This window comes from Methylocaldum sp. MU1018 (assembly GCF_053646775.1).
Genome location: NZ_CM132195.1, coordinates 1,032,298 through 1,055,463, shown reverse-complemented (window position 1 = coordinate 1,055,463; position 23,166 = coordinate 1,032,298). Strand labels below are relative to the sequence as shown.

Sequence of the window (23,166 nt, the reverse complement as noted above, 5' to 3'; positions counted from 1 at the left end):
TGGAGCGGTCCGGGCCGGCTGCGGGGGGCGCTCTCCCGCGCGCTATGGGTTGTCGCCGTCGGTCTGCGCCGCCAATAAACGCTCCACGGCCTCCAACTGCTCCGGATTTCCGAGCAGGCCGATGCGGTCTCCGGGAAGAAATACGGTCTCGGTGGACGGGTTCACCAGCAGTTCGTTCTTGCGCTTGATGGCCACCAGGGTGGCGCCGGTCCGGGTGCGCAAGGCCGCCTCGCCCAGCATTTTGCCGGCCAGGGGACTATTGGCGGACACTTTTCGCCAGGCGATATCGATCAACTCGGAGGCGTCGAGCAGTTCCCGGAGCAAGGCGTGCTCGCCCTGCGCCTTGACCAGGGCATTGTAGTTCTCGCGGCGCACGGTGTCCGCGTAATGCCGGACTTCTTGCAGGGGAAAGCCCAGTTGTAGCAGCGTGTGCCGGAGCACCTGCAGGCCGCCTTCCAATTCCGGATGAATCACCAGTTGCGCGCCCAGATCCGATAGCCGCTTGACCCCGTCCCGGGTGGCGGCCCGCGCGATGATGGGAAGGTTCGGAGCGATGTCCCGGGCCGCCGCGACGGTGAGTTCGGTGGCGGCCTCCTCGGGCAGGGTGACCACGAGCAGACGGGCGCGATGCAGGGCGGCGTGGGTCAGGATGTCGGAATTGGCCGTGTCGCCCAAAAGGGTGGGGACGCCCTGTTTCGCCAGCCTTTCGATGCGGCTGATGCGGAAATCGATGACCAGATAGGGAATGCCCAGCCCGCCCATCACGTCGACGATGTGCGAACCGACTCGCCCGTAGCCGACCACCACCACATGATCGGTCACGGAGTCCTCCACCGGGATCTGCGTCGAGCCGTGCCGGTCCAGCCATCGCCACAGCGGCCGGATCGTCCGCAGGCCGCGCCGCAGCGGATCGACCGCGTGCAGCATGAACGGATTCAGGACGATGGACAGCATGGCGGCCGCCAATATCAGCGAGTGTTGCCCTTTGTCCAAAAGTCCGAGATTCAATCCGGCCTGATCCAGAATGAATGAGAACTCGCCGATTTGGCAGGAGCCGGCCGCCACCACCAGGGCGGTGCTGGCCGGACGCGGAAACGGCAGGACCCAGAGGCCGGAGACGATGAACTTCCCGAGCACCACCAGACTGGTGAGGATCAGGACCGGTTCGATGTACTCCAGCAAAAAGGCCGGGTCCAGCATCATGCCGACCGAGACGAAAAACAGCACGGAAAAGGCTTCCCGGAACGGCAGCAGGTCGGAGCCGATGCGGTGGCTGAGGGGCGACTCGCTGACCACCGCACCGGCGACGAAAGCGCCCAGCGCCAGGGAAACGCCGAACAATTGCGACGCGCCCAGGGCGATGCCCAGCGAGATCGCCAGGATGGCCAGAATGAACAGCTCGCGCGAGCGGGTATGGGCCACCCGCAGCAGCAGCCAGGGAATGAATCGCTTGCCGGCGAACAGCATGAACACGAGAAAGCCCAGCGCGGACAGCAGAGCCAGGCCGAGAGCGCGCCAGTCCATGGGTTTTCCGGTATCGGCCAGATTGGGCATGATCATGATCATCAGGACGGTGGCGATGTCTTCCATGACGCGCCAACCGACCGCGACTTGTCCGTCCGGGGTATTGAGCCAGCCGCGATCCATGAAGCCGCGCAGCATGACGATGGTGCTGGCGATCGACAGCACCAGCCCCAGCACCAGCCCGGACCTGGGCGCCCAGCCCCAGTATTGGCTCAGCCCGAAACCCAGGGCCAGCATGGTCAGCATTTGCCCGAGGGTGCCGATGATGGCGACATCGCGCACCTTCCACAGGTCCGAGAAGGAAAAATGCAGCCCGACGCCGAACATCAGGAAGATGATGCCCAGTTCGGCCAGTTGGTTGATGGTTCCGGCATCGGCCAAATAGCCGGGCGTAAAAGGGCCGATGACGACGCCCGCCAGCAAATAGCCCACGATGGTCGGCAAGCCTATGCGCTGAACGATCAGCCCTCCCACAAACGCTATGCTCAGCGTAACGGCGATGTTTTGCAGTAAACCCAGATTGTGCATACGGTGTATAAAAATCGTCATGCCGGCAGTTCGCCCGCCGGTTTGTTATTAGAGTGCGTCAAGGAATATCCGAAGAAATTCGCCTTCCTTTGGAAGACGCCGGCCGGAGCCTTTTCGATCAATCGGTTACCCGAGCGAATTCCCCGAATTCGAGACTTGATCAAAGCGTTCTTAGGACCGATCCGCTCGATGGCTCCCCGACCGGCCCGTCCTTATTCATCAGGTCCGTCAATACCCGCCCGGCATTTCGGGCCGGCCTTGGCCGACGCGGCTCGTCGCCGCGCCGGCGACCCGAAAAGCTTAGCCCGCCTTGCGATCGGCCACCAGCAGATCGCAACCGGACAGCGCAAGCACCTGCTTGGTCACGCTGCCCAGAAGCGACTCCTCCACCATGCCATAGCCGTGCTTGCCGATGACGATGAGATCGCAGCCCTGCTCCTGCGCCTGTTCCAGAATACGGTTTGTCGGCTGGCCGTGCAGCACGATGCGCTGCGCCGCTTCGCCGGAAAGGCCGGTTTGCACGATCAGTTCGTTCATTCGGTTCATGGCGTCCTGTTTGACGGCCGCAAGCAACTCGGTCATTTCGAGATCGTCTATCCCCGCATACTTCAATTTGCCTTCGAAGGGCGCTTCGAAGGCGTTGAGCAACATCAGGTCGGCGCCGGACGCGAACCTGCGGGCGAGTTCGAGGGCGTTTACGGAACGGGCGGAAAAGTCCACCGGCACCAATACCCGGCGGTAGGTTTCGTCGGACATTCGCTTGACCACCAGCAGCGGGCGAGCGGTCCGTCTCAGAACGCGCTCGGTCGTGGATCCAAGAAGCACTTCCCGCACGAAACCGGCTCCGCGGGCTCCCATGACCAGCAGGTCGGCATCGAGACTATCGGCATGGCCGAGGATTTCCTGCAACACCGAACCCGTGACCACGCGCACGTCGGCCGTCACGCCGTAGCGCGCTTCGATCTCCGCCGCAAGCCGCTCCAGTTCGTCCACGGCATCGTCCACGAGCCGCTTTTCCATTTCCCCGCCGGATTGGCCGAGGAATCGAAGCAGGGCCTCCATCAAACTCACATTCACGACGTGGATCAGGGCCAAACGCGCGCCGGTTTCGGAAGCGAGCATCGCGGCCCGCATTACGGCATGGCGGGCGGGCGTGGACAAGTCGGTGGCGGCTAGAAGGGTTTGCGTTCGACTCATGACGTCTTCTCCTCTCTTTGGAACTTCGCGGCGAATGAGCCGCGGCACGATCGGCAATGCCGAATAGATAGATCATATCCCGAACTTTCGGTAGTCGCGGGCGCCGCAGCGGATCGGAAAACGCTCTAAATGCACCCCGGCGGCTTGGGCAGCCCGGCGATCAGGCAGGCATATTTGAGAGGACTTTCCGGAAACAGCCGATGCAGATAGCGGGAATTGCCTTTTTCTTCGCCGAGTTCCTTCTGCACCGCCTTGACGAACATGCGGGTGTTGGGAAGGTGATGGAACTTGAGATAGTAGCTTCGGATGAAGCGCACGATCTCCCAGTGCGCTTCGGTCAACTCGATCGATACGCTCGCCGCCAGAACGGCGGCGACGCGCTCGTTCCAGGCGTTCGCATCGGTCAGGAAGCCGCTTTCGGTCGTTTCCGGAATTTCGCCGTTCACTTCGATCATGTCTCAAAACCACGACTGGACGAGCCGGTATTCGACGGTCAACTCGACGAACCCGCCGTAATCGACGATGCGAACAGGCTCGGCGATTTCGGAGAATTCCACCCCGCGGGCTTCGAGGTCCGGACCCAGGACATAAAACGCCGCCCCCTGCCCGGACGGCGCCGTGGCCGCGCCTTTCCGCGCGGCATAAACCGCGTCTTCGATCAGCAATACCGCGTCGCCCTTGCCCACCCGGGCGAGGCAGCATTCCAGGGCACGGCTTTCCGCCGGCGAGCGGTTGACCAGATGCAGCGTGGCCATCAGCACGAGATCACGACATCGTGATCCGCCGTCAGCCCGGCGATATTCGCCCGCTCCACGACGCGCACCGGGACGACGAGATCTTCGGCCGCCAAATGCCGCTCCCGTAACGACTCTCGCTCAACCCAAACATCCTCCACGTCGTACAGCGCCAGAGCCTCGAACAGCGGCGCAACGGGTTTCAGCCCGCCCGCATCGGGCCTTTGGCCGCGCTTGAGCAGGAACACGCCATCGTCCAGCATCAGGAGCCGCACGGCTTGATCGAAGGCGGCGGCGGTCATGATCATGTCCAGGGACTCCCCTATCCTCGCGCCGGCACGAGGGATGCGGCGCATCACGAATAAAAACCGCTTTTGCATCGGATCAGTCGCCGAACACCAGAACGCGGTCGGCCTTCAAGCAGGCATCCATCCATTGCCCCAAACCGCCGATGCGGAAGCCGTCCGTTCCGGACGTCGGCATACCGCGCCGCTGCGCGGCCGAAACGCACAACACCAGTTCGATCCCGTGCCGGCCGGCGAGTTCGGACCAGGGCGGGACCGACCGCCGGTCTTCGGCGGATAGACCGGATTGCAAACCGTTATAAACGCCGTCGTGATAAAAAAATACGCTCACGATTTCATAGCCTTTATCCAGCGCGGCTTTGATAAACTGATACGCCGTATGTGCCGCTTGAGAGCCAAAAGGCCCGGCATTGATCTGGATGGCATATTTCATTGCCGCAACACGCTTCCGGAAAAACGGTTCGAGTAACCGCATCTCATGGACTTATCCGCCATCGCGCCGGATATGGCGCAGAAAACATCATGAAATTCAACAAACTGCTCGCATCTCTGCTGATTTTCGGCCAGGCCTCGCTGGTGCCGCACCCTGCCCGCGCGCAGAGCAACATCGAGTTGCCCGAAATCGGCGACCCGACCGGCACGCTGATGACGCCGCAGCAGGAAAAGGAGCTCGGCGAAGCGTTCTACCGCAAACTGCACGCTCAACTCGAGATCAGCCAGGACCCGGAAGTCAACGATTACATCCAATCCATCGGACAGAAACTGGCCGGATCGAGCGACAACCCGGCACAGAGCTTTCATTTCTTCGTGGTCAGAGAACCCTCGATCAACGCTTTCGCCGGACCCGGCGGGTACATCGGCGTTCACTCCGGGCTGATCCTGACCTCCGAAGCCGAAAGCGAACTCGCTTCGGTGCTGGCCCACGAAATCGCGCACGTTACCCAGCGGCACCTCTATCAGACGTTTCAGGCCGCCGGCCGCCTGGCGTTGCCCACCGCCGCCGCCATGCTCGCCGCCGTTCTGCTGGGCGCGAAATCCCCGCAACTGGGGCAAGCCGCCCTGATGGCCGCGCAAGCCGCCAATCTTCAGTACCAAATCAATTTTACCCGCGACAACGAAGCGGAAGCCGACCGCGTCGGCATGCAGATTTTATCCAAGTCCGACTTCGACCCGCGCGCGATGCCGACGTTCTTCGAACGGATGCAGCAATCCACCCGCTTTGCCGGCCGCGAATTGCCGGAGTTCCTGCTGACTCACCCGGTAACGGTATCCCGTATTTCGGATACGCGGGGACGCGCGGAACAGTTTCCGTATCGGCAATATCCCGATTCTTTGACCTATCAGCTCGTTCGCGCCAAGCTGCGGGTGCAGACCGCCGCCAATCCGCGCGACGCGCTGGGTTATTTCAAGGCGGTCAGCGGCCAGGGCACCAAGCTGCAACAGGACGTCTCCGCCTACGGCTTGGCTCTGGCTCTCATCGCCGACGCGCGCGCCGGGGAGGCCAAACCGATCCTGCAACGGCTCATAGCGCTCTATCCCGATCAATCCCATTTCGTCAACGCGCTGGCCGGCGCCGAGCTGGAAACCAAGGACTATCCCCGCGCAATCCGGATTTACGAATCGGCACTGCAACGCTTTCCGGAAAACCGGGCACTGACGCTCAACTATGCCCGCGCCCTGCTCACCACCGGCAAGGCGCAACAGGCGCGCAAACTGCTTCACGACTACACCCGTATTCACCTTCCCACACCGGAAGTCCATGAGCTCATGGCGCAAGCCTATAGCCAGCTCGGCAACGACGCCGAATCGCATCGCTATGTCGCCGAAGCCTATTACGCCGCGGGACAGAACCGCGCCGCCATCCTGCAACTTCGGCTGGCCAAGAAAATGGCCGGCGATAATTTTTACCTCAACTCCGTCATCGACGAACGCTTGAAACAGTTGCGCGCGGAGGAGGAAGAGCGGCGCAAACAATGAGGCTATAAAGACCGCCGCTATCGGAGGATTCGGTGGGTTTCAGCCGAGATCCCGCACCCCGCGCTCGATTTCGCCGTGTTTCCGAAGCTGGCGCTTGAGGATCTTGCCCGCGCCGTTTTTCGGCAGCTCCGGGAGAAAGAGGATTTTACGGGGAACCTGATGGCGTCCGAGGCGCTCCCGGCAAAAAGCACGGATTTCGGCTTCGGCGACGGGCTTCGATTCATCGATCGCGACATACGCGACCGGGATTTCGCCGTGCAGGTCGTGCGGCTCTCCGACTACCGCCGCTTCGCGGATCGACGGAAAACGGTAAAGCACTTCTTCGATCATGCGCGGGTAAACGTTCATGCCGTTGACGATGATCAGATCCTTCTTGCGGTCGACGATGCTGAAATAGCCGTCTTCGTCCCTCGTACCGAGATCGCCAGTCAGAAACCATTCCCCGCGGAACACCTCGGAAGTCGCTTCGGGTTGCTTCCAGTATCCCTTCATCACGCTGGCGGCGCGCACGGCAATTTCGCCGACCTCGCCGCGCGGCAATTCGCGCCCGTCCTCATCGACGATTTTCATGTCCACGCCCGGCACCGGCAGTCCCACCGTTCCCGGCTTGATGAGGCCGTCGATCGGGTTGACGCAGGTGACCGGCGAGCATTCGGTGGGCCCGTCGCCCTCGTAGATCCGGATGGCGAACTTTTCCTCGAAGCGCCGCATCACCTCGACCGGGAGTGCGGCGCCGCCGGAAACGCAATAGCGTATCGAGGAAAAGAGCGCCGCGCGCTCGTCCTTGAGACGCAACAAAACGGAGTACATGCTGGGCACGCCCAGAAAAATCGTGGCTCGACTGGCGTGGACGGCGTCGACGACCTGATCGGGCTCGAATCGCGGCAGCGGAACGAAGGCGCAGCCGTTGGTCAGAGGCGTCAGCATGCCGACCGTGGCCGCGAACGCGTGGAACATCGGCAGGACCAGCAGCACGACATCCCGGCCCGGGCGCCAATGCATGGCCTCGCGGACGCTTCGGGTGTTGGCGACCAGGTTGGCATGGGTCAGCATGGCGCCCTTGGGATGCCCTGTGGTGCCGGAAGTATAGAGAATGACGACCAGGTCCTCTTGCGGATCGCAGTCGATCTCGGGCGTCGGGGCGTCCGAATCCAGGAAAGCCTCCCAAGTCGCGGCGCCCTCGAACTCGCCGCCGACGGATACGAGAAATTCCATTTCCGGCGCCGCCCGACGCACGGATTCCACCTGTTTCGAAAAGGCTTGATGAAAGATCAACCCCTTGGCCCCGGAGTCTTTCAGAATGTAGCCGATTTCTTCCGTATTCAGCAGCAGATTGATCGGAACGACGGTCGCTCCGGCTTTTACGATGCCGGTGTAGGCGATAGCGAATTCCGCCGAATTGGGGCAATAAAGAGCGATCCGGTCCCCTTTGGTCACGCCTCGGGCCGCCAGGGCCGCCGCCACGCGGTCCGACCGCAGGCCCACGGTGGCATGATCGATGACCTGAGAACCCAGAATTACGGCTGGCCGGTCGGGATATAGTCGGGCGCTTTCCCGGAGAGCATGGATCAATGACGTCATCGCGGCACCTTCTCGGATGGAGTCACGCCTTTATCCTAAAAACCGCCGTCGAATCGCCGAAATGACCGCAAGGCCACGTCAGCCGCCGCAGGCTCTCACCCCCAACTCTTCTCCCGGAGGGCGAGGGACCAAGCTCCCTTCTCCCGACCTTCAAAACGCCCTCTCCTTTTGGGAGAGGGCCGGGAGAGGGTTTAGGGCTTTTCAGGTCGTTTCCAACGGCCGGATTTAGGTTGATCGGCAAACGCAAAAAACAATCCCGCCGGCGCCAAGCATAACGGCGGGATGCATTTAGACCGTGGGCTTGCTAATTGACGACTCTGTGCCCCCGATTGCGAAGGCAGTTGATGTAAGCCCGTTTGTATTGATCGTCGCCCGAAACGCCGCTGTAGCCCGCTCCGCCGAGGCCGCCCGCGGCCGCACCGATCGCCGCGCCGCCGCCGGGATTGCCGGCCACCGCGCCGACCGCGGCACCCGTCGCGGCGCCGAGCAAGGCGCCCGCCGCAGTGCCCTTCGCCGTTTCCGTCCCGGTACTGCCCGCCTGGCGCGCGAGCATCTTGCACTCCGCCAAATCCTGCTGTAGCCGGTAGGCGTTCGGATCGTTATAGGTGTCCACCACCGGCTCCCATCCGGTGTAGGTCGCGCAGCCGCTCAAAGCCAGTGCGGCGCCAAGAGATACGGATAACTTTTTGAGCATAAGTCGTTTCACTCGCATAGGGAGGTTGATCGATATGTCGGCGATGAAGTCAGAGACATGGGCACCGAGCATCGCCGCCGCTACTATAGCAAATCCGTTGCGCCCGAATCGAAGGAATGGGGTCGCGAGCCATTCCGGATCTCCCCCGTTCAACCTAGGATCGCCTCTCCGCGCGCCAGATTCGGAAGCTCGCCGCCCAAACCCATCGCATATCGCATGGCCAGCTTTTTGGCCGGCGTCACCCGCTCCGCCAGGCCCAGCCCCAGATTCCGGATGAATCGCAGCGGACGGTTCGCGTTTCCGAATACGCGATAGAACAGGTCCATCGTCGTCATCATCACCAGGTTATTGCCGCGGCGCATACTTTCGTAGGCTTGCAGCACGCGGGCCGCGCCGATGTCCCGGCCGTTTTTATGGGCGCCGACCAGAACCTCCGCCAGCGCAGCGGCGTCCAGAAGACCGATGTTGACGCCCTGCCCCGCCAGAGGATGAATCATATGGGCCGCATCGCCGATCAGCGCCACGCCTTCTTTGATGTAGCTCAGGGCATGCTGGCGCTTGAGCGGGAAACTGCCTTTCGCCGCGATCCGCTCGATTTCGCCCAGAACCGGCGGAAATGCGGCGACGAGCTCCCGCAGAAGCGTCTCGTCCGGCAAGGCTTTCAGTCGTTTGATTTCCTCCGGCGTCTCGTACCAGACCAGCGACGCGTGAGGCCCGTCCAGCGGCAAGAAAGCCTGGGGTCCCTTCGGGGTGAAGCGCTGCCAGGTGATGTCCTGCTGGCCGTACGCGGTTTCCACCGTCAGCACCAGAGCGTGCTGCTCGTAATCCCAGCCGCTCACGCCCATGCCCGCCACTTGCCGCACCCGGGAATAACCGCCGTCCGCGGCAACCAAGAGACGCGCCGATAAGGTACGGCCGTCCTCCAATTCGACGGCCGAACCTTGCGGTCCGTAATCGATCCTTTTGGTTTTGGCGGGACAAAGGAAATCGATGTTGGGAAACTCGACCAGGCGGTCGAGCAAGGCCAATTGGGTCACCCGATTCTCGACGATATAGCCCAGAACCGGCTCGTCGATGTCCTCGCTGCGAAATTCGACATCGCCCGACGACTCCCACACCCGCATCCTCCGGAACGGACAGAAGCGGCGCGAAGCGATGCCCTTCCAGGCTCCCACCGTTTTGAGAATGCTGGCGGATGCGATGCTGATTGCGGACACTCGCAGATCGTGAGGCTGCTCCGGCGCGAAAGCCGGCGGCAGGGCGTCCTCGATCACGGCCACGCGTAGACGGCTTCCTCCGAGGCCGCAGCCCAAAGCGGCTCCGACCATGCCGCCGCCCACGATGATCACGTCATATTTTTCGGTCATTGCTCATTCCCCATGCTTGGCGCGCACGCTTCACCGCATGCGAAACCGCCGTAATTTAACGGCATAAAGTAAAGGCAACCGGGTTCGGCAAGCAATACCGACCTTTTCCGGCCGCCTCCGGGGGCGGGACGGTTGCGCGGCGAGCCGATTCATTCTCCATCGGAACCATTCGTTTCGCCCCATTCGAAATGAAGCGCGGGCGGACCCGTTGCAAAGAAAAACCTGATTCTGTATATTTCCTGCCCCATTTTTATAAATGGACGGCCTCGCAGGCCAATCCGGGTACTTCAAAACCCGACTGCGAACACGGATTCTTGGCTGTCGCGGCATCCCTCCCGGAGCCGCAATATTCTCTGTAAGCCGCGAACAGGCAAGCGACGGACCACACCCCCTGACAGAGGTACACCATGAGTTTCAACGCCATGCCCGCCAAGCAGGGTCTATACGACCCGCGCCATGAACATGACGCTTGCGGCGTAGGTTTCATCGCTCACATCAAAGGTCACAAGAGCCGCGACATCGTCCGCAACGGACTGGAAATTCTCAAAAACCTGACTCACCGCGGAGCGGTCGGCGCCGACCCGCTGGCAGGCGACGGTGCCGGCATTCTCATCCAAATGCCGGATGCCTTTCTCCGCGACAAATGCGCCGCGCTCGGGACCGCGCTTCCGGATTACGGCCGCTACGGCGTCGGCATGCTGTTTTTGCCGCGCAATCCGGAACACCGCGCGGTCTGCGAAAAGATCGTCGAAGACGTCGTCCGCGCCGAAGGCCAGAGCGTTCTCGGCTGGCGCGACGTTCCGGTCGACGATTCGACGCTCGGCGAATCGGTCAGGGCGATCGAACCCGTGATCCGTCAGGTTTTCGTCGGAAAGGCGGAAAGCTGCAAAGATCAGGACGCCTTCGAGCGCAAGCTGTTCGTCGTCCGCAAGCAGATCGACAAGAAGATTCGCGCGTTGAACCTCGAGCAAGGCAAGATGTTCTACATTCCTTCCTTCTCGTCCCGCACCCTGGTTTACAAGGGCATGCTGCTGGCCGATCAGGTCGGCGTGTTTTACCGCGACCTCGGCGACGAGAAGATGGTGTCGGCGCTCGCCCTGGTGCATCAACGCTTCTCCACCAACACCTTCCCGACCTGGGACCTGGCTCATCCCTTCCGCATGATCGCCCACAACGGCGAAATCAACACTTTGCGCGGCAACGTCAACTGGATGGCCGCCCGGCGCCATTCGATGTCGTCCGAAATCCTGGGCGAGGATCTCGACAAGATCTGGCCGCTGATCGCCGAAGGCAAATCCGACTCGGCCAGCTTCGACAACGCGCTGGAGCTTCTGGTCATGGGCGGCTATTCGCTGGTCCACGCCATGATGCTGCTGATTCCGGAAGCCTGGGCGGGCCATCGCCTGATGGACGAGAAACTCCGCGCCTTCTACGAATATCATTCCGCCCTGATGGAACCGTGGGACGGCCCGGCCGCCGTGGCCTTCACCGACGGACGGCAAATCGGCGCCACCCTCGACCGCAACGGACTGCGTCCGGCGCGCTATCTCGTCACCGACGACGACATCGTGGTAATGGCCTCGGAAATGGGGGTACTGACCATTCCGGAGCACAAGATCGTCAGGAAATGGCGCCTGCAGCCCGGAAAAATGCTCCTGATCGACCTCGAACAAGGCCGCATCATCGACGACGCCGAGATCAAATCGGAACTGGCCGGTCGCGAGCCCTATCAACAGTGGCTCAACGATACCCAGATTCAACTGGAGAAGTTGCCGGCCGAAATCGCCGCCATGCCGCCCGATCCGCAGACCCTGCTCGACCGCCAGCAGGCGTTCGGCTACACCCAGGAGGACATCAAGTTTTCCTTGACGCCCATCGCCTTGAGCGGCCAGGAACCGGTCGGATCGATGGGCACCGACGCGGCGCTCGCGGTTCTGTCCAAGCGTTCGCGATTGCTCTACGACTACTTCAAGCAGGGCTTCGCCCAAGTCACCAATCCCGCCATCGACCCGATCCGCGAGGAACTGGTCATGTCGCTGGTATCCCACATCGGCCCGCGGCCGAATTTGTTGGAGCTTCACAATGGCGGCAGCCATAAGCGGCTGGAGGTGCATCAACCGATCCTGACCAATCAGGACCTGGAGAAAATCCGCCGCATCGAAGCCCGCACCGGCGGCGCCTTCAAGACCAAGACCGTAAGCTTCTGCTACCCGGCCGACACCGGCGCCGGCGGCATGGAGCCGGCACTGAAAGCCCTGCGCGCGCGGGCCGAACAGGCCGTGCACGAAGGCAACAACATCCTGGTGCTGTCCGATCGGGATATCGATGCGGAGCACATCGCCATCCCAGCCCTCCTAGCCACCTCGGCGGTTCATTACCACCTGATCCGTACCGGCCTCCGCACCAAGGTCGGCCTGGTCGTGGAAACCGGCGAAGCGCGCGAAGTGCACCATATCGCGCTGCTGGCGGGCTACGGCGCCGAGGCGATCAATCCGTATCTGGCTTTCGACACGCTGTCCGACCTGCGCGCGAAGCTGCCGGAACGGCTGTCCGAAGACGAGGTGCACAAACGCTATATCAAGGCTATCGGGAAAGCCCTGCTCAAGATCATGTCGAAAATGGGCATATCGACCTACCAGTCGTATTGCGGCGCCCAAATCTTCAACGCGGTCGGGCTGAGCGACGAATTCCTGAACGAATATTTCGCCGGCACCGCCTGCACCATCGGCGGCGCGGGACTTCGAGAGATCGCCGAGGAAACCGTGCGCCGGCATCGCCTGGCTTTCGGCGACGCCCCCTTGTATCGGAATGCCCTGGACGTGGGCGGCGAATACGCCTACCGCGTCCGCGGCGAAGATCATGCGTGGACTCCGGAAACCATTTCCAAGCTGCAACACGCCACCCGCACCAACAGTTGGGAAACCTATCTGGACTACACCCGATCGATCAACGAGCAGAACGAGCGTTTGCTCACGCTGCGCGGCTTGATGGATTTCAAGTTCGGCGAGCGCGACCCCGTGCCGCTGGACGAAGTGGAACCGGCCACCGAAATCGTCAAGCGTTTCGCCACCGGCGCCATGTCGTTCGGTTCGATTTCCTACGAAGCGCACACCACGCTGGCGATCGCCATGAACCGCATCGGCGGCAAGTCCAATACCGGCGAGGGCGGCGAATTGCCGGAACGCTTCAAGCCACTGCCCAACGGCGATTCCATGCGCTCGGCCATCAAACAGGTGGCGTCGGGCCGCTTCGGCGTGACCACCGAATACCTGGTCAATGCCGACGACCTGCAAATCAAGATTTCGCAGGGTGCCAAGCCCGGCGAAGGCGGCCAGCTGCCCGGCCACAAGGTGGACGCCGTCATCGCCAAGGTACGCCACTCCACACCGGGGGTCGGTCTCATTTCGCCTCCGCCGCACCACGACATCTATTCCATCGAGGATTTGGCGCAGCTCATTCACGATCTCAAGAACGTCAATCCAACTGCGCGCATCAGCGTCAAGCTGGTATCCGAAGTGGGGGTCGGCACGGTTGCCGCGGGTGTCGCCAAAGCGCATGCCGACCATGTCACCATCGCCGGCTACGACGGCGGCACCGGCGCCAGTCCGATCACCTCGATCAAGCACGCGGGTCTGCCTTGGGAAATCGGCTTGGCCGAGACCCACCAAACGCTGGTCCTGAACAAGCTGCGCGGGCGTATCTGCGTACAGGCGGACGGCGGCATACGCACCGGGCGCGACGTCGTGATCGCCGCGCTCCTGGGTGCGGACGAGTTCGGCTTCGCCACGGCGCCCTTGATCGTCGAAGGCTGCATCATGATGCGCAAATGCCATCTGAACACCTGTCCCGTCGGCGTCGCGACTCAAGATCCGGAGCTTCGCAAACGCTTTACCGGGCAACCGGAACATGTCGTCAATTTCTTCTTCTTCATCGCCGAGGAAACGCGCCGGCTGATGGCCAAGCTCGGCTTCCGCCGGTTCGAGGAGATGACCGGGCGTTCCGAGATGCTCGACATGCGCAAGGCCATAGCCCACTGGAAGGCCGCCAAGGTCGACCTGTCCAGGATTCTGTATCGGCCGGAGACGAGTCCGGACGTCGCCATCTCCCATTGCGAGCCGCAGGATCACGGACTGGACAAGGCGCTGGATCGCAAGCTGATCGAATTGGCCCGCCCCGCCCTCGACGAACGCAAGCCGGTCCGCATCGAAACGGGCGTCCGCAACTACAACCGCACGGTCGGCGCCATGCTGTCCGGCGAACTGGCCAAGCGTTACGGTCATGCCGGCCTGCCCGAGGACACCGTCTACATCCGGATGAAAGGCACGGCCGGGCAGAGCTTCGGCGCCTTCCTTGCAGCCGGCGTCACGCTGGAGCTCGAGGGTGAAGCCAACGACTACGTCGGGAAAGGGCTGTCGGGCGGCCGCATCGCCATCTATCCCTCTCCGGAATCGCGGGTCGTGCCCGAGGAAAACATCATCGTCGGCAATACCGTGCTGTACGGCGCCATCAGCGGCGAATGCTATATCCGCGGCGTCGCGGGCGAGCGCTTCGCGGTACGGAATTCCGGAGCCATCGCCGTCGTCGAAGGCGTCGGCTGTCACGGCTGCGAATACATGACCGGCGGCATCGTCGTGGTGCTTGGCTCGACCGGGCGCAACTTCGCCGCGGGGATGTCGGGCGGCGTCGCCTACGTGCTCGACGAGACCGGCGATTTCGAGCAAAGGTGCAACTTGGCCATGGTCGAACTGGAACCGATTTTGGCCGAGGACATTGCCCTCGAAAATCTGGATCACCAGGGCGGCGATCTGGAAACCCACGGCATGGTGGACATCATGCACGACATGACCCGCCACGACGTTCAGCGCCTCCGCGCCCTGATCGAAAAGCACCGCCGTTACACCGGCAGCGGACGAGCGAAGCAGATTCTCGACAACTGGTCCGCTTACGCGCCGCGTTTCGTCAAGGTCATGCCGGTCGATTACCGCCAGGCGCTCGAAAAAATGCAGAAGACCAAAACCCAAACCGAAGTTCACCACTAGATGTAGCGGGCGCGGCATGGACGCGCCCCTCGCCGACCGGGAACTCACGATCGAAAAGATGGAAAGCATTTCCGTGACCAGACTCGAGGTCCGGGGCTTTCTCGTGCAACAAGGCACAGCAACGAGGTAGAAACAGAATGGGAAAGCCCACGGGATTCATGGAAATCTCACGTCAAGACAGACGCTACAAGCTGGTCGCGGACCGGCTTCAGCATTATCAGGAATTCGTCGTCCCGCTGACCGAAGAGGAAGTCAGCCGCCAAGGGGCGCGCTGCATGGACTGCGGCATCCCCTATTGTCACCAGGGCTGCCCGGTCAACAACATCATCCCGGACTGGAACGACCTCGTTTACCAGGGGAACTGGCGCGAAGCCGTCGAGGTGCTGCACAGCACCAACAACTTTCCCGAGTTCACCGGCCGCATCTGCCCGGCGCCGTGCGAAGCGGCCTGTACCCTGAACCTGAACGACGAACCGGTCACAATCAAGACCATCGAGTGCTCGATCGTCGACAAGGCTTGGGAAATGGGCTGGATCAAACCGCAGATCCCCCTGCATCGCACCGGCAAAAAGGTGGCGGTGGTGGGATCGGGACCGGCGGGACTGGCCTGCGCGCAACAACTGGCCCGCGCCGGCCACGGCGTCGTGGTCTACGAAAAGGCCGACCGCATCGGCGGACTGCTGCGTTACGGCATTCCCGATTTCAAGATGGAAAAACACCTGATCGACCGCCGCATCGCCCAGATGCAGGCCGAAGGCGTGGTGTTCCGCCCCAATAGCCATATCGGCCGGGACATTCCGGTGAAAAAACTGCTCGACGACTACGACGCCGTGGTATTGGCCGGCGGTGCGGAAAAGCCGCGCGATCTGAACGTGCCGGGCCGCGAGCTCGAGGGTGTTCACTTCGCGATGGAATTTCTGCCGCAGCAGAACCGCCGCGTGGCCGGCGACACGCTTCCCGAGGACGCCGGCATCTGGGCGACGGACAAGCACGTCGTCGTCATCGGCGGCGGCGATACCGGTTCCGACTGCATCGGCACCTCGGCCCGGCACGGCGCGGCGTCCATTACCCAGTTGGAAATCCTGCCGAAACCTCCGGAAAAAGAGAAAAAAGAGATCACCTGGCCCGACTGGCCCAACAAGCTGCGCACCTCCAGTTCGCACGAAGAAGGCTGCGAACGCTTTTGGAGCGTCGCCACCAAATCGATCGAAGGGGAAGACGGTCGCGTTACCCACATCCGTTGCGTCAAACTCGACTGGAAACAGGAAGGCGGACGCTGGGTCATGAACGAAATCCCCGGCAGCGAATTCACCTTGAAAGCCGACCTGGTGCTCCTGGCCATGGGTTTCGTCCATCCGGTGCGCGAAGGCATGCTCGAAGACCTCGGCGTGAGCCTCGACGAACGCGGCAACGTGAAAGCCAATACTTGGGACTATCGCAGCTCGATCGATAAAGTGTTCACCGCCGGCGACATGCGCCGCGGCCAATCGCTGGTGGTCTGGGCCATCCGCGAAGGGCGCCAGTGCGCAAGAGCCGTCGACGAATACCTGATGGGACACTCGGAACTCCCGCGCTGATCCGTCCTGGCGCCGGCCCGCCGTGAGAGGGCCGGCCGCCCATGTTCCCGCGAGGACTCCGCCATGCAAGACGCTCTGCCGCAAACGCCGGCTCCGCAAGACGGATCGAGCGGAACCGGTCCGAACCGGCGGCCGTCCAATCTACCGAGGACTGCTCTCATAGCCGACGCCTACCGCTCAAAACGCTTCGGGTGCATGTGTTGCTTAAAGCGATGTCCGCCCCGGACCGCGAAGCCCGAGCGTGAAACCCGGCCGCCCCGAACGCTCCGGTCCGCAACACGCCTGTCCGGGACCGGAATTGTCCTGGCACTCATCGGAAGCGACCGGATAAACCCAAAACCTGGAGCGCGTCATGGCAAAAGCATCGTTAACGGCGGCGGAACTGGAACAGCTTCGCCGGGCCTATCGATACCTCGAACACCCCTCCTTTGCCGCCCGGCTGAGCAATGTCATCGGCACTCCGATCGAACAAACGCTCAAGCTGCTCCCCAGGCGCTGGCATCGGCACTTGAACAAAGCCGCCGAATTCAGCATCCGTCAGGCCATGCATGCGGCCGTAAAGACGCTGGATACGCACGCCGCGCCGGCCGCGCATGATGCCCACCACAAGCTTGCAGCCTTTGCGGTCGGGGCGGTCGGCGGCTTCTTCGGTCCGATCGCTCTGGCGGCCGAATTGCCGGTCATCACGTTGCTGATGCTGCGTTCGATTGCCGATATCGCCCGCAGCGAAGGCGAGGATCTGGCCACGTTCAATGCCCGCCTGGCTTGCGTGGCGGTATTCGCCCTGGGCGGGCGCTCGAATGACGACGACGCCACCGACATCGGCTACTACGGATTACGCTCGACGCTGAGCTTCCATTTTGCCAGCATCGCCGATTACGGCGGGGCGTCGAGCCTGAGCGTTCCGGCCGGCGTCGAATTGATTCGCGGAATCGCCGCGCGTTTCGGCGTCGTCGTTTCCGACGAGGCCGCCGTGCAGATGGTGCCGGTGGCGGGCGCCGTCAGCGGCGCCTTGATCAACCTCGTGTTCATGCAACATTTTCAGGATGTGGCGCGCGGCCATTTCACCCTGCGCCGCCTGGAACGGAAATACGACCCCGATACCGTGCGCAAGGAATATCAGCGGATCCAAAAAGAAGAAATCAAATCGATAAAAGGGTTCAGCCCCCTGGAAGGATGGTGACTCCCATCGGGTGGGGCCGCGCCCCGGGCATCGCACGGCGCGCATGCCGGGTCCGCCCCGAAAGCCGTCGGGCAAAACCGGTTCCGGATCCGGATCGGACGAAGCCGTCCGGCGGCAAAAATACGCGCGGTTCTTCGAGGCGCTGCAAGCGTCGGACATCGGTTTTACCGAAAAAAAACACTTCGGCGCCGGCCGGAAACGACCGCTCGATTGCGAAGATCGCGACAAACGATCGCCCGAAAACGCCCTGTGTGACATTCCCTGAGTATTTGTGACAGAATTGCAAGTTTAATTCACCACGGAGCCCTGACATGCGCGTGATCCTTCTCGGAAGCCCCGGATCCGGAAAAGGCACTCAAGCCAAATCCATAACGGAAAAATTCGATATCCCGCAAATTTCGACGGGCGACATGCTGCGCGCCGCCGTGCGGGAAGGCACGCCCCTGGGCATCGAGGCGAAGAAGGTCATGGATTCCGGCGCCTTGGTTTCGGATGAAATCATCCTCGGATTGATCAAAGAGCGCATCGCCCGAGAAGACTGCAAAAACGGCTTTTTGCTCGACGGATTTCCGCGAACCATCGCCCAGGCGGAAGGACTTGCGGAAATGGGCGTCTCCATCGATCACGTCATCGAAATCGCGGTGGACGACGAGGAGATCGTCAAACGCCTGAGCGGCCGGCGCGTACATCCCGCTTCCGGGCGCACCTATCATGTCGTCTTCAACCCGCCCAAGATCGAAGGTCGGGACGACGTGACCGGCGAACCCTTGATCCAACGGGATGACGACAAGGAAGACACCGTACGCAAGCGTTTGCAGGTTTATCACGAACAAACCAAGCCCTTGGTAGGCTATTACCAGCAAAAAGCCGAACGGGGCACCGTCAAATTCGCCAGCATCGACGGCGTCGGCAACGTTGAAACCATTCGCGACAAACTTTTTTCGCTGCTGCAATGACTTCGGTTCGTCGAAAAGAACCGACCGAAGCTTCCCGGGAAGCTGCCCGAGCATTCAGCGGGAGCGCAGCCTTCCTCGTATAAAACTCGCCATCCATAAGAGCCCATGCCCGCCAAAACCCTTTACGACAAACTGTGGGACGATCACGTGGTTTACGCCGAACCGGACGGATCGACCCTCATCTACATCGATCGCCATTTGATTCACGAGGTAACCTCGCCGCAAGCCTTCGAGGGACTGAGACTGGCGGGCCGGAAACCCTGGCGCGTCGCCGCCAATTTGGCGACCGCCGACCACAACGTGCCGACGGCGGGGCGCGAGCACGGCATCAGCGACCCGGTGTCGCGGCTGCAGGTCGAAACGCTGGATCGGAACTGCGCCAACTTCGGCATTACCGAATTCGGCATGAACGACGACCGCCAAGGCATCGTTCACGTGATCGGCCCCGAACAGGGCGCGACCCTGCCCGGCACGACCATCGTCTGCGGCGACTCCCACACCTCGACGCACGGCGCTTTCGGCGCCCTCGCCTTCGGCATCGGCACGTCCGAAGTGGAGCACGTTCTGGCCACCCAATGCCTGGTCCAGAAAAAAGCCAGGAACATGCTGATCGAGGTCGACGGAAAACTCGGCCGAGGCGTCACCGCCAAGGACATCGTCCTGGCCGTGATCGGCCGGATCGGCACCGCCGGCGGCACCGGCTACACCATCGAATTCGCCGGATCGGCGATCCGCGGCTTGTCGATGGAAGGCCGCATGACCCTGTGCAACATGGCGATCGAGGCCGGAGCCCGAGCCGGACTGGTGGCCGTCGACGAGGTGACGATCGATTATCTGAAAGACCGGCCCTATGCCCCGAAGGGAGAACTGTGGGACAAGGCCGCGGCGACCTGGCGGCAACTGCGCAGCGACCCGGACGCCGTCTTCGACAAGACGCTCGAGATCGACGCCGCCGACATCAAACCTCAGGTCACCTGGGGCACTTCGCCGGAATTGGTGGCGCCGATCGATGCCGCGATTCCCGATCCCGAAAAGGAAACGGATCCGGTGAAACGCGAAAGCATGAAACGCGCGCTGCAATACATGGATTTAAAACCCGGCACGCCCGTCACCGACATTCGCGTGGACAAAATCTTCATCGGTTCGTGCACCAATGCCCGCATCGAGGACTTGCGCGCCGCCGCCGAAGTGGTCCGGGGCCGCAAGCTCGCGGGCACCGTCAAGCAGGCCCTGGTGGTTCCGGGATCGGGACTGGTGAAACGCCAGGCCGAACAAGAAGGCCTGGATCGAATTTTCCGGGAAGCCGGCTTCGAATGGCGCGATCCCGGATGCTCCATGTGCCTCGCGATGAATGCCGATCGCCTGGAACCGGGCGAACGCTGCGCATCCACGTCGAACCGCAACTTCGAGGGACGCCAAGGCTATGGCGGCCGCACCCATCTGGTGAGTCCGGCCATGGCGGCGGCGGCGGGTATCTACGGCCATTTCGTCGACATCCGCCAACTATCGGCGATGCCGTCTCCGGTAAGCGAGCCGGAAAAAGCGCCGGTCCCCAAAGCGCCAGCCCAAAAAGTGCCGTCGAAATCGGCCGCCGCACCGAAGACGAAACCCGCGGCCGCTCCGAAAAAACCCACATCCGCGCCTGCCAAAAACCAATCCGTGCGCAAGAGGAAATCCGAGCAATGAAACCGTTTCGCCGTGTTACGTCCAGAGTCGTGCCACTGGACCGCGCCAACGTCGATACCGACGCGATCATCCCCAAGCAGTTCCTGAAATCCATTCGCCGCAGCGGTTTCGGCCCCTATCTGTTCGACGAATGGCGCTACCTGGACCGGGGCGAGCCCGACATGGATTGCTCGCACCGACCCTTGAATCCGGATTTCGTGCTCAACCGGCCGTGCTACTACGGCGCGCGCATTCTGCTGGCGCGCGAAAATTTCGGCTGCGGTTCGTCCCGCGAGCATGCGCCCTGGGCTTTGGAAGATTATGGTTTCCGCGTCATCATCGCGCCGAGCTTCGCCGATATTTTCTACAACAACTGCTTCAAGAACGGCCTTCTGCCCATCGTGCTCGATACCGAAGCCGTCGACGGACTGTTCGGCCAGACGGGTCCCGGCTTCGATCTCACCGTCGATCTGCAAGCCCAAACGATCACCACACCGTATGGCGACAAAATCCGCTTCGAAATCGATCCCTCCCGGAAACACCGCCTGCTCAACGGTCTGGACGACATCGGCCTGACCCTCCAGCACACCGACAAGATTCGGGCTTACGAAACGAGCCGGCGCCAGAGCGCGCCCTGGCTGTTCCCGGAATACGCCTAGCTTTCAAAAATAAAGAGAGAACCATCAATCGCATGACCAAGAAGATCGCAGTACTGCCGGGCGACGGCATTGGCCCCGAAATCGTCGCCGAGGCATTGAAAGTTCTCGACTGCCTGAGACAGGAATTCGGACTCGAAGTCGAAACGGAAGAAGCGCTGATCGGCGGCGCCGCCTACGACGCCAAAGGTACGCCGCTTCCGGAAGAAACGCTGACCTTGGCGAAGGCGGCCGACTCCGTGCTCCTGGGCGCCGTCGGCGGCCCGAAATGGGAACCGCTGGATTATTCGGTGCGGCCGGAACGCGGCCTGTTGGGAATTCGCGCCGAGCTAGAACTGTTCGCGAATCTCCGCCCGGCGATTCTCTATCCGCAATTGGTCGCGGCTTCGACCCTGAAACCGGAAGTGGTCTCGGGACTCGACATCATGATCATCCGCGAGCTGACCGGCGGCATCTATTTCGGCAAGCCGCGGGGCCGCCGCATCAACGAGAAAGGCGAGCGCGAAGGCTTCAACACCTTGATTTACAGCGAGTCGGAAATCCGCCGCATCGCCCACATCGCGTTCCAGATCGCGCAAAAGCGCAACAAGAAGCTGTGCTCCGTCGACAAAGCCAACGTGCTGGAGTGCACAGAACTGTGGCGCGAGATCGTGATCGAAGTCGGCCGCGAGTACCCCGACATCCAGCTCAGCCACATGTACGTCGACAATGCCTCGATGCAGTTGGTGCGCGCGCCCAAGCAGTTCGACGTGATGCTGACCGACAATATGTTCGGCGACATTCTTTCGGACTGCGCCGCCATGCTGACCGGCTCCATCGGCATGCTGCCCTCGGCCTCGCTCGACAAAAACGGCAAGGGCATGTACGAACCCATTCACGGTTCGGCGCCCGACATCGCCGGCAAGGGCATCGCGAACCCGATCGCCACGGTACTGTCGCTGGCCATGATGCTGCGCTACAGTTTCAGCGATGCCGCCTCCGCCGACCGGATCGAAAAAGCAGTGACGGCCGCCTTGGACGCCGGTTACCGGACTGCCGACATCCATTCGGACGGCATGAAGAAAGTCGGGACCGCCGAAATGGGCGACGCCATCGTATCCGCTCTGCGATCATTCAACCGCTAATCCCGAACGAGTTTCCCCATGAGCAAGACATACGACATTGCAGTATTAGGGGCCACCGGCGCGGTGGGCGAGACCATGCTGTCTATCCTGGAGGAGCGCGACTTCCCGGTCGGGGAAGTGTACGCCCTGGCCAGCGCCCGCTCCGCCGGCCAGCGCGTGGCCTTCAAAGGCAGCTATCTCACCGTGCAGGACGTGGCCGAGTTCGATTTTTCCAAGGCGCAGATCGGCCTGTTTTCGGCAGGAGCATCGGTTTCCGCCGTCTACGCCCCGAAAGCCGCGGCAGCCGGCTGCGTGGTGGTGGACAACACCTCCTGCTTCCGCTATGAGGCCGATATCCCCTTGGTCGTGCCGGAAGTCAATCCGGAAGCCATCGCGCAATACACGACGCGGGGCATCATCGCCAATCCGAACTGCTCCACGATCCAGATGCTGGTCGCCTTGAAGCCGATCCACGACGCCGTCGGCATCGAGCGTATCAATGTCTGCACCTATCAGGCGGTATCCGGAACCGGAAAAAAGGCGATCGAGGAACTCGGCCATCAGACCGCTCTATTGCTCAACGGCAAGCCGATCAAACCCGAAGTCTATCCGAAGCAGATCGCGTTCAACGCCCTCCCCCAGATCGACGTCTTCATGGACAACGGCTACACCAAGGAAGAAATGAAGATGGTCTGGGAAACCCGCAAAATCATGGGCGACGACAGCATTCGGGTAAACCCGACCACGGTGCGGGTGCCCGTGTTCTACGGCCATTCCGAAGCGGTCCATATCGAAACGCGGGAAAAAATCACCGCCGAGCATGCCCGCGAACTGCTCGGCCGCGCGCCGGGAGTGACGGTGATCGACGAGCGCAAGCCCGGCGGCTATCCGACCGCGGTCACCGAAGCGGCCGGACACGATGCCGTTTACGTCGGACGCATCCGCGAAGACATCTCTCATCCGCGGGGTCTGGACCTTTGGGTCGTGGCCGACAACGTGCGAAAGGGGGCCGCGCTCAACAGCGTCCAAATCGCGGAAGTTCTGGCAAAAACATACATCTAGGCTAAGCTTTCCTTCAAC

The 23,166-nt window shown here is 62.0% G+C and carries 18 protein-coding genes; 9 read left to right on the top strand and 9 right to left on the bottom strand.

Translation table 11 applies throughout. The features are described from left to right. Positions 1 to 42: 42 nt before the first annotated feature. The 6 genes from ACWJKU_RS04930 to tusD all read right to left on the bottom strand — a co-directional run bounded on the left by ACWJKU_RS04930 (position 43) and on the right by tusD (position 4,721). Positions 43 to 2,073: a cation:proton antiporter domain-containing protein gene (locus ACWJKU_RS04930; protein WP_454146349.1), complete on the bottom strand. Its 2,031-nt coding sequence runs from the start codon at positions 2,071 to 2,073 to the stop codon at positions 43 to 45. Positions 2,074 to 2,352: 279 nt separating this feature from the next. Continuing rightward, positions 2,353 to 3,249: a universal stress protein gene (locus ACWJKU_RS04925; protein WP_454146347.1), complete on the bottom strand. Its 897-nt coding sequence runs from the start codon at positions 3,247 to 3,249 to the stop codon at positions 2,353 to 2,355. A 125-nt stretch (positions 3,250 to 3,374) separates the two neighbouring features. After that, positions 3,375 to 3,704 (bottom strand): TusE/DsrC/DsvC family sulfur relay protein, encoded by a 330-nt coding sequence (locus ACWJKU_RS04920; protein ID WP_454146345.1) that lies wholly within the window; start codon positions 3,702 to 3,704, stop codon positions 3,375 to 3,377. Positions 3,705 to 3,707: 3 nt separating this feature from the next. After that, on the bottom strand, positions 3,708 to 4,004 hold the full coding sequence (gene tusB / locus ACWJKU_RS04915) for a sulfurtransferase complex subunit TusB (RefSeq protein WP_454146343.1): 297 nt from the start codon (positions 4,002 to 4,004) through the stop codon (positions 3,708 to 3,710). Further along, on the bottom strand, positions 4,004 to 4,363 hold the full coding sequence (gene tusC / locus ACWJKU_RS04910; RefSeq protein ID WP_454146341.1) for a sulfurtransferase complex subunit TusC: 360 nt from the start codon (positions 4,361 to 4,363) through the stop codon (positions 4,004 to 4,006). Before tusC ends, tusB begins: the two co-directional genes overlap by 1 nt. A 4-nt stretch (positions 4,364 to 4,367) precedes the next feature. After that, entirely contained in the window at positions 4,368 to 4,721 is a 354-nt protein-coding gene (gene tusD / locus ACWJKU_RS04905) for a sulfurtransferase complex subunit TusD (protein WP_454146339.1), read from the bottom strand. 89 nt (positions 4,722 to 4,810) lie between these two features. Between tusD and ACWJKU_RS04900 the strand changes: the two genes are divergently transcribed. Then, complete coding sequence (locus ACWJKU_RS04900; protein ID WP_454146337.1) at positions 4,811 to 6,265, top strand: beta-barrel assembly-enhancing protease; 1,455 nt, start codon at positions 4,811 to 4,813, stop codon at positions 6,263 to 6,265. 39 nt (positions 6,266 to 6,304) lie between these two features. Here the strand turns inward: ACWJKU_RS04900 and ACWJKU_RS04895 are convergent, their stop codons facing one another. The 3 genes from ACWJKU_RS04895 to ACWJKU_RS04885 form a co-directional block, all read right to left on the bottom strand. Next, entirely contained in the window at positions 6,305 to 7,846 is a 1,542-nt protein-coding gene (locus ACWJKU_RS04895; RefSeq protein ID WP_454146335.1) for a long-chain-fatty-acid--CoA ligase, read from the bottom strand. Between the two features lie 304 nt (positions 7,847 to 8,150). After that, positions 8,151 to 8,540: a glycine zipper family protein gene (locus ACWJKU_RS04890; protein ID WP_454146333.1), complete on the bottom strand. Its 390-nt coding sequence runs from the start codon at positions 8,538 to 8,540 to the stop codon at positions 8,151 to 8,153. Positions 8,541 to 8,689: 149 nt separating this feature from the next. Further along, a complete protein-coding gene (locus ACWJKU_RS04885) occupies positions 8,690 to 9,907 on the bottom strand; it encodes a UbiH/UbiF/VisC/COQ6 family ubiquinone biosynthesis hydroxylase (RefSeq protein WP_454146331.1) in 1,218 nt (405 codons plus the stop codon). 407 nt (positions 9,908 to 10,314) lie between these two features. On the opposite strand from ACWJKU_RS04885, the gene gltB reads away from it, so the two are divergent. From gltB to ACWJKU_RS04845, 8 genes are all read left to right on the top strand, one after another. Next, positions 10,315 to 14,946 (top strand): glutamate synthase large subunit, encoded by a 4,632-nt coding sequence (gene gltB / locus ACWJKU_RS04880; RefSeq protein WP_454146329.1) that lies wholly within the window; start codon positions 10,315 to 10,317, stop codon positions 14,944 to 14,946. Between the two features lie 137 nt (positions 14,947 to 15,083). Then, the gene (locus ACWJKU_RS04875) at positions 15,084 to 16,523 is read left to right on the top strand and encodes a glutamate synthase subunit beta (protein WP_454146327.1); all 1,440 of its coding nucleotides are present in this window, start codon (positions 15,084 to 15,086) and stop codon (positions 16,521 to 16,523) included. A 352-nt stretch (positions 16,524 to 16,875) separates the two neighbouring features. Continuing rightward, the gene (locus tag ACWJKU_RS04870) at positions 16,876 to 17,706 is read left to right on the top strand and encodes an EcsC family protein (RefSeq protein WP_454146325.1); all 831 of its coding nucleotides are present in this window, start codon (positions 16,876 to 16,878) and stop codon (positions 17,704 to 17,706) included. A gap of 311 nt (positions 17,707 to 18,017) precedes the next feature. Further along, positions 18,018 to 18,662, top strand: a complete 645-nt coding sequence (gene adk / locus ACWJKU_RS04865) for an adenylate kinase (protein WP_454146323.1) — start codon at positions 18,018 to 18,020, stop codon at positions 18,660 to 18,662. A gap of 105 nt (positions 18,663 to 18,767) precedes the next feature. Further along, the gene (gene leuC, locus ACWJKU_RS04860; RefSeq protein WP_454146321.1) at positions 18,768 to 20,348 is read left to right on the top strand and encodes a 3-isopropylmalate dehydratase large subunit; all 1,581 of its coding nucleotides are present in this window, start codon (positions 18,768 to 18,770) and stop codon (positions 20,346 to 20,348) included. Next, positions 20,345 to 20,986 (top strand): 3-isopropylmalate dehydratase small subunit, encoded by a 642-nt coding sequence (gene leuD, locus ACWJKU_RS04855; protein ID WP_454146319.1) that lies wholly within the window; start codon positions 20,345 to 20,347, stop codon positions 20,984 to 20,986. Before leuC ends, leuD begins: the two co-directional genes overlap by 4 nt. A gap of 32 nt (positions 20,987 to 21,018) precedes the next feature. After that, a complete protein-coding gene (gene leuB / locus ACWJKU_RS04850) occupies positions 21,019 to 22,107 on the top strand; it encodes a 3-isopropylmalate dehydrogenase (RefSeq protein WP_454146316.1) in 1,089 nt (362 codons plus the stop codon). Between the two features lie 18 nt (positions 22,108 to 22,125). After that, positions 22,126 to 23,148, top strand: a complete 1,023-nt coding sequence (locus tag ACWJKU_RS04845) for an aspartate-semialdehyde dehydrogenase (protein ID WP_454146314.1) — start codon at positions 22,126 to 22,128, stop codon at positions 23,146 to 23,148. The last annotated feature ends 18 nt before the right edge of the window (positions 23,149 to 23,166 follow it).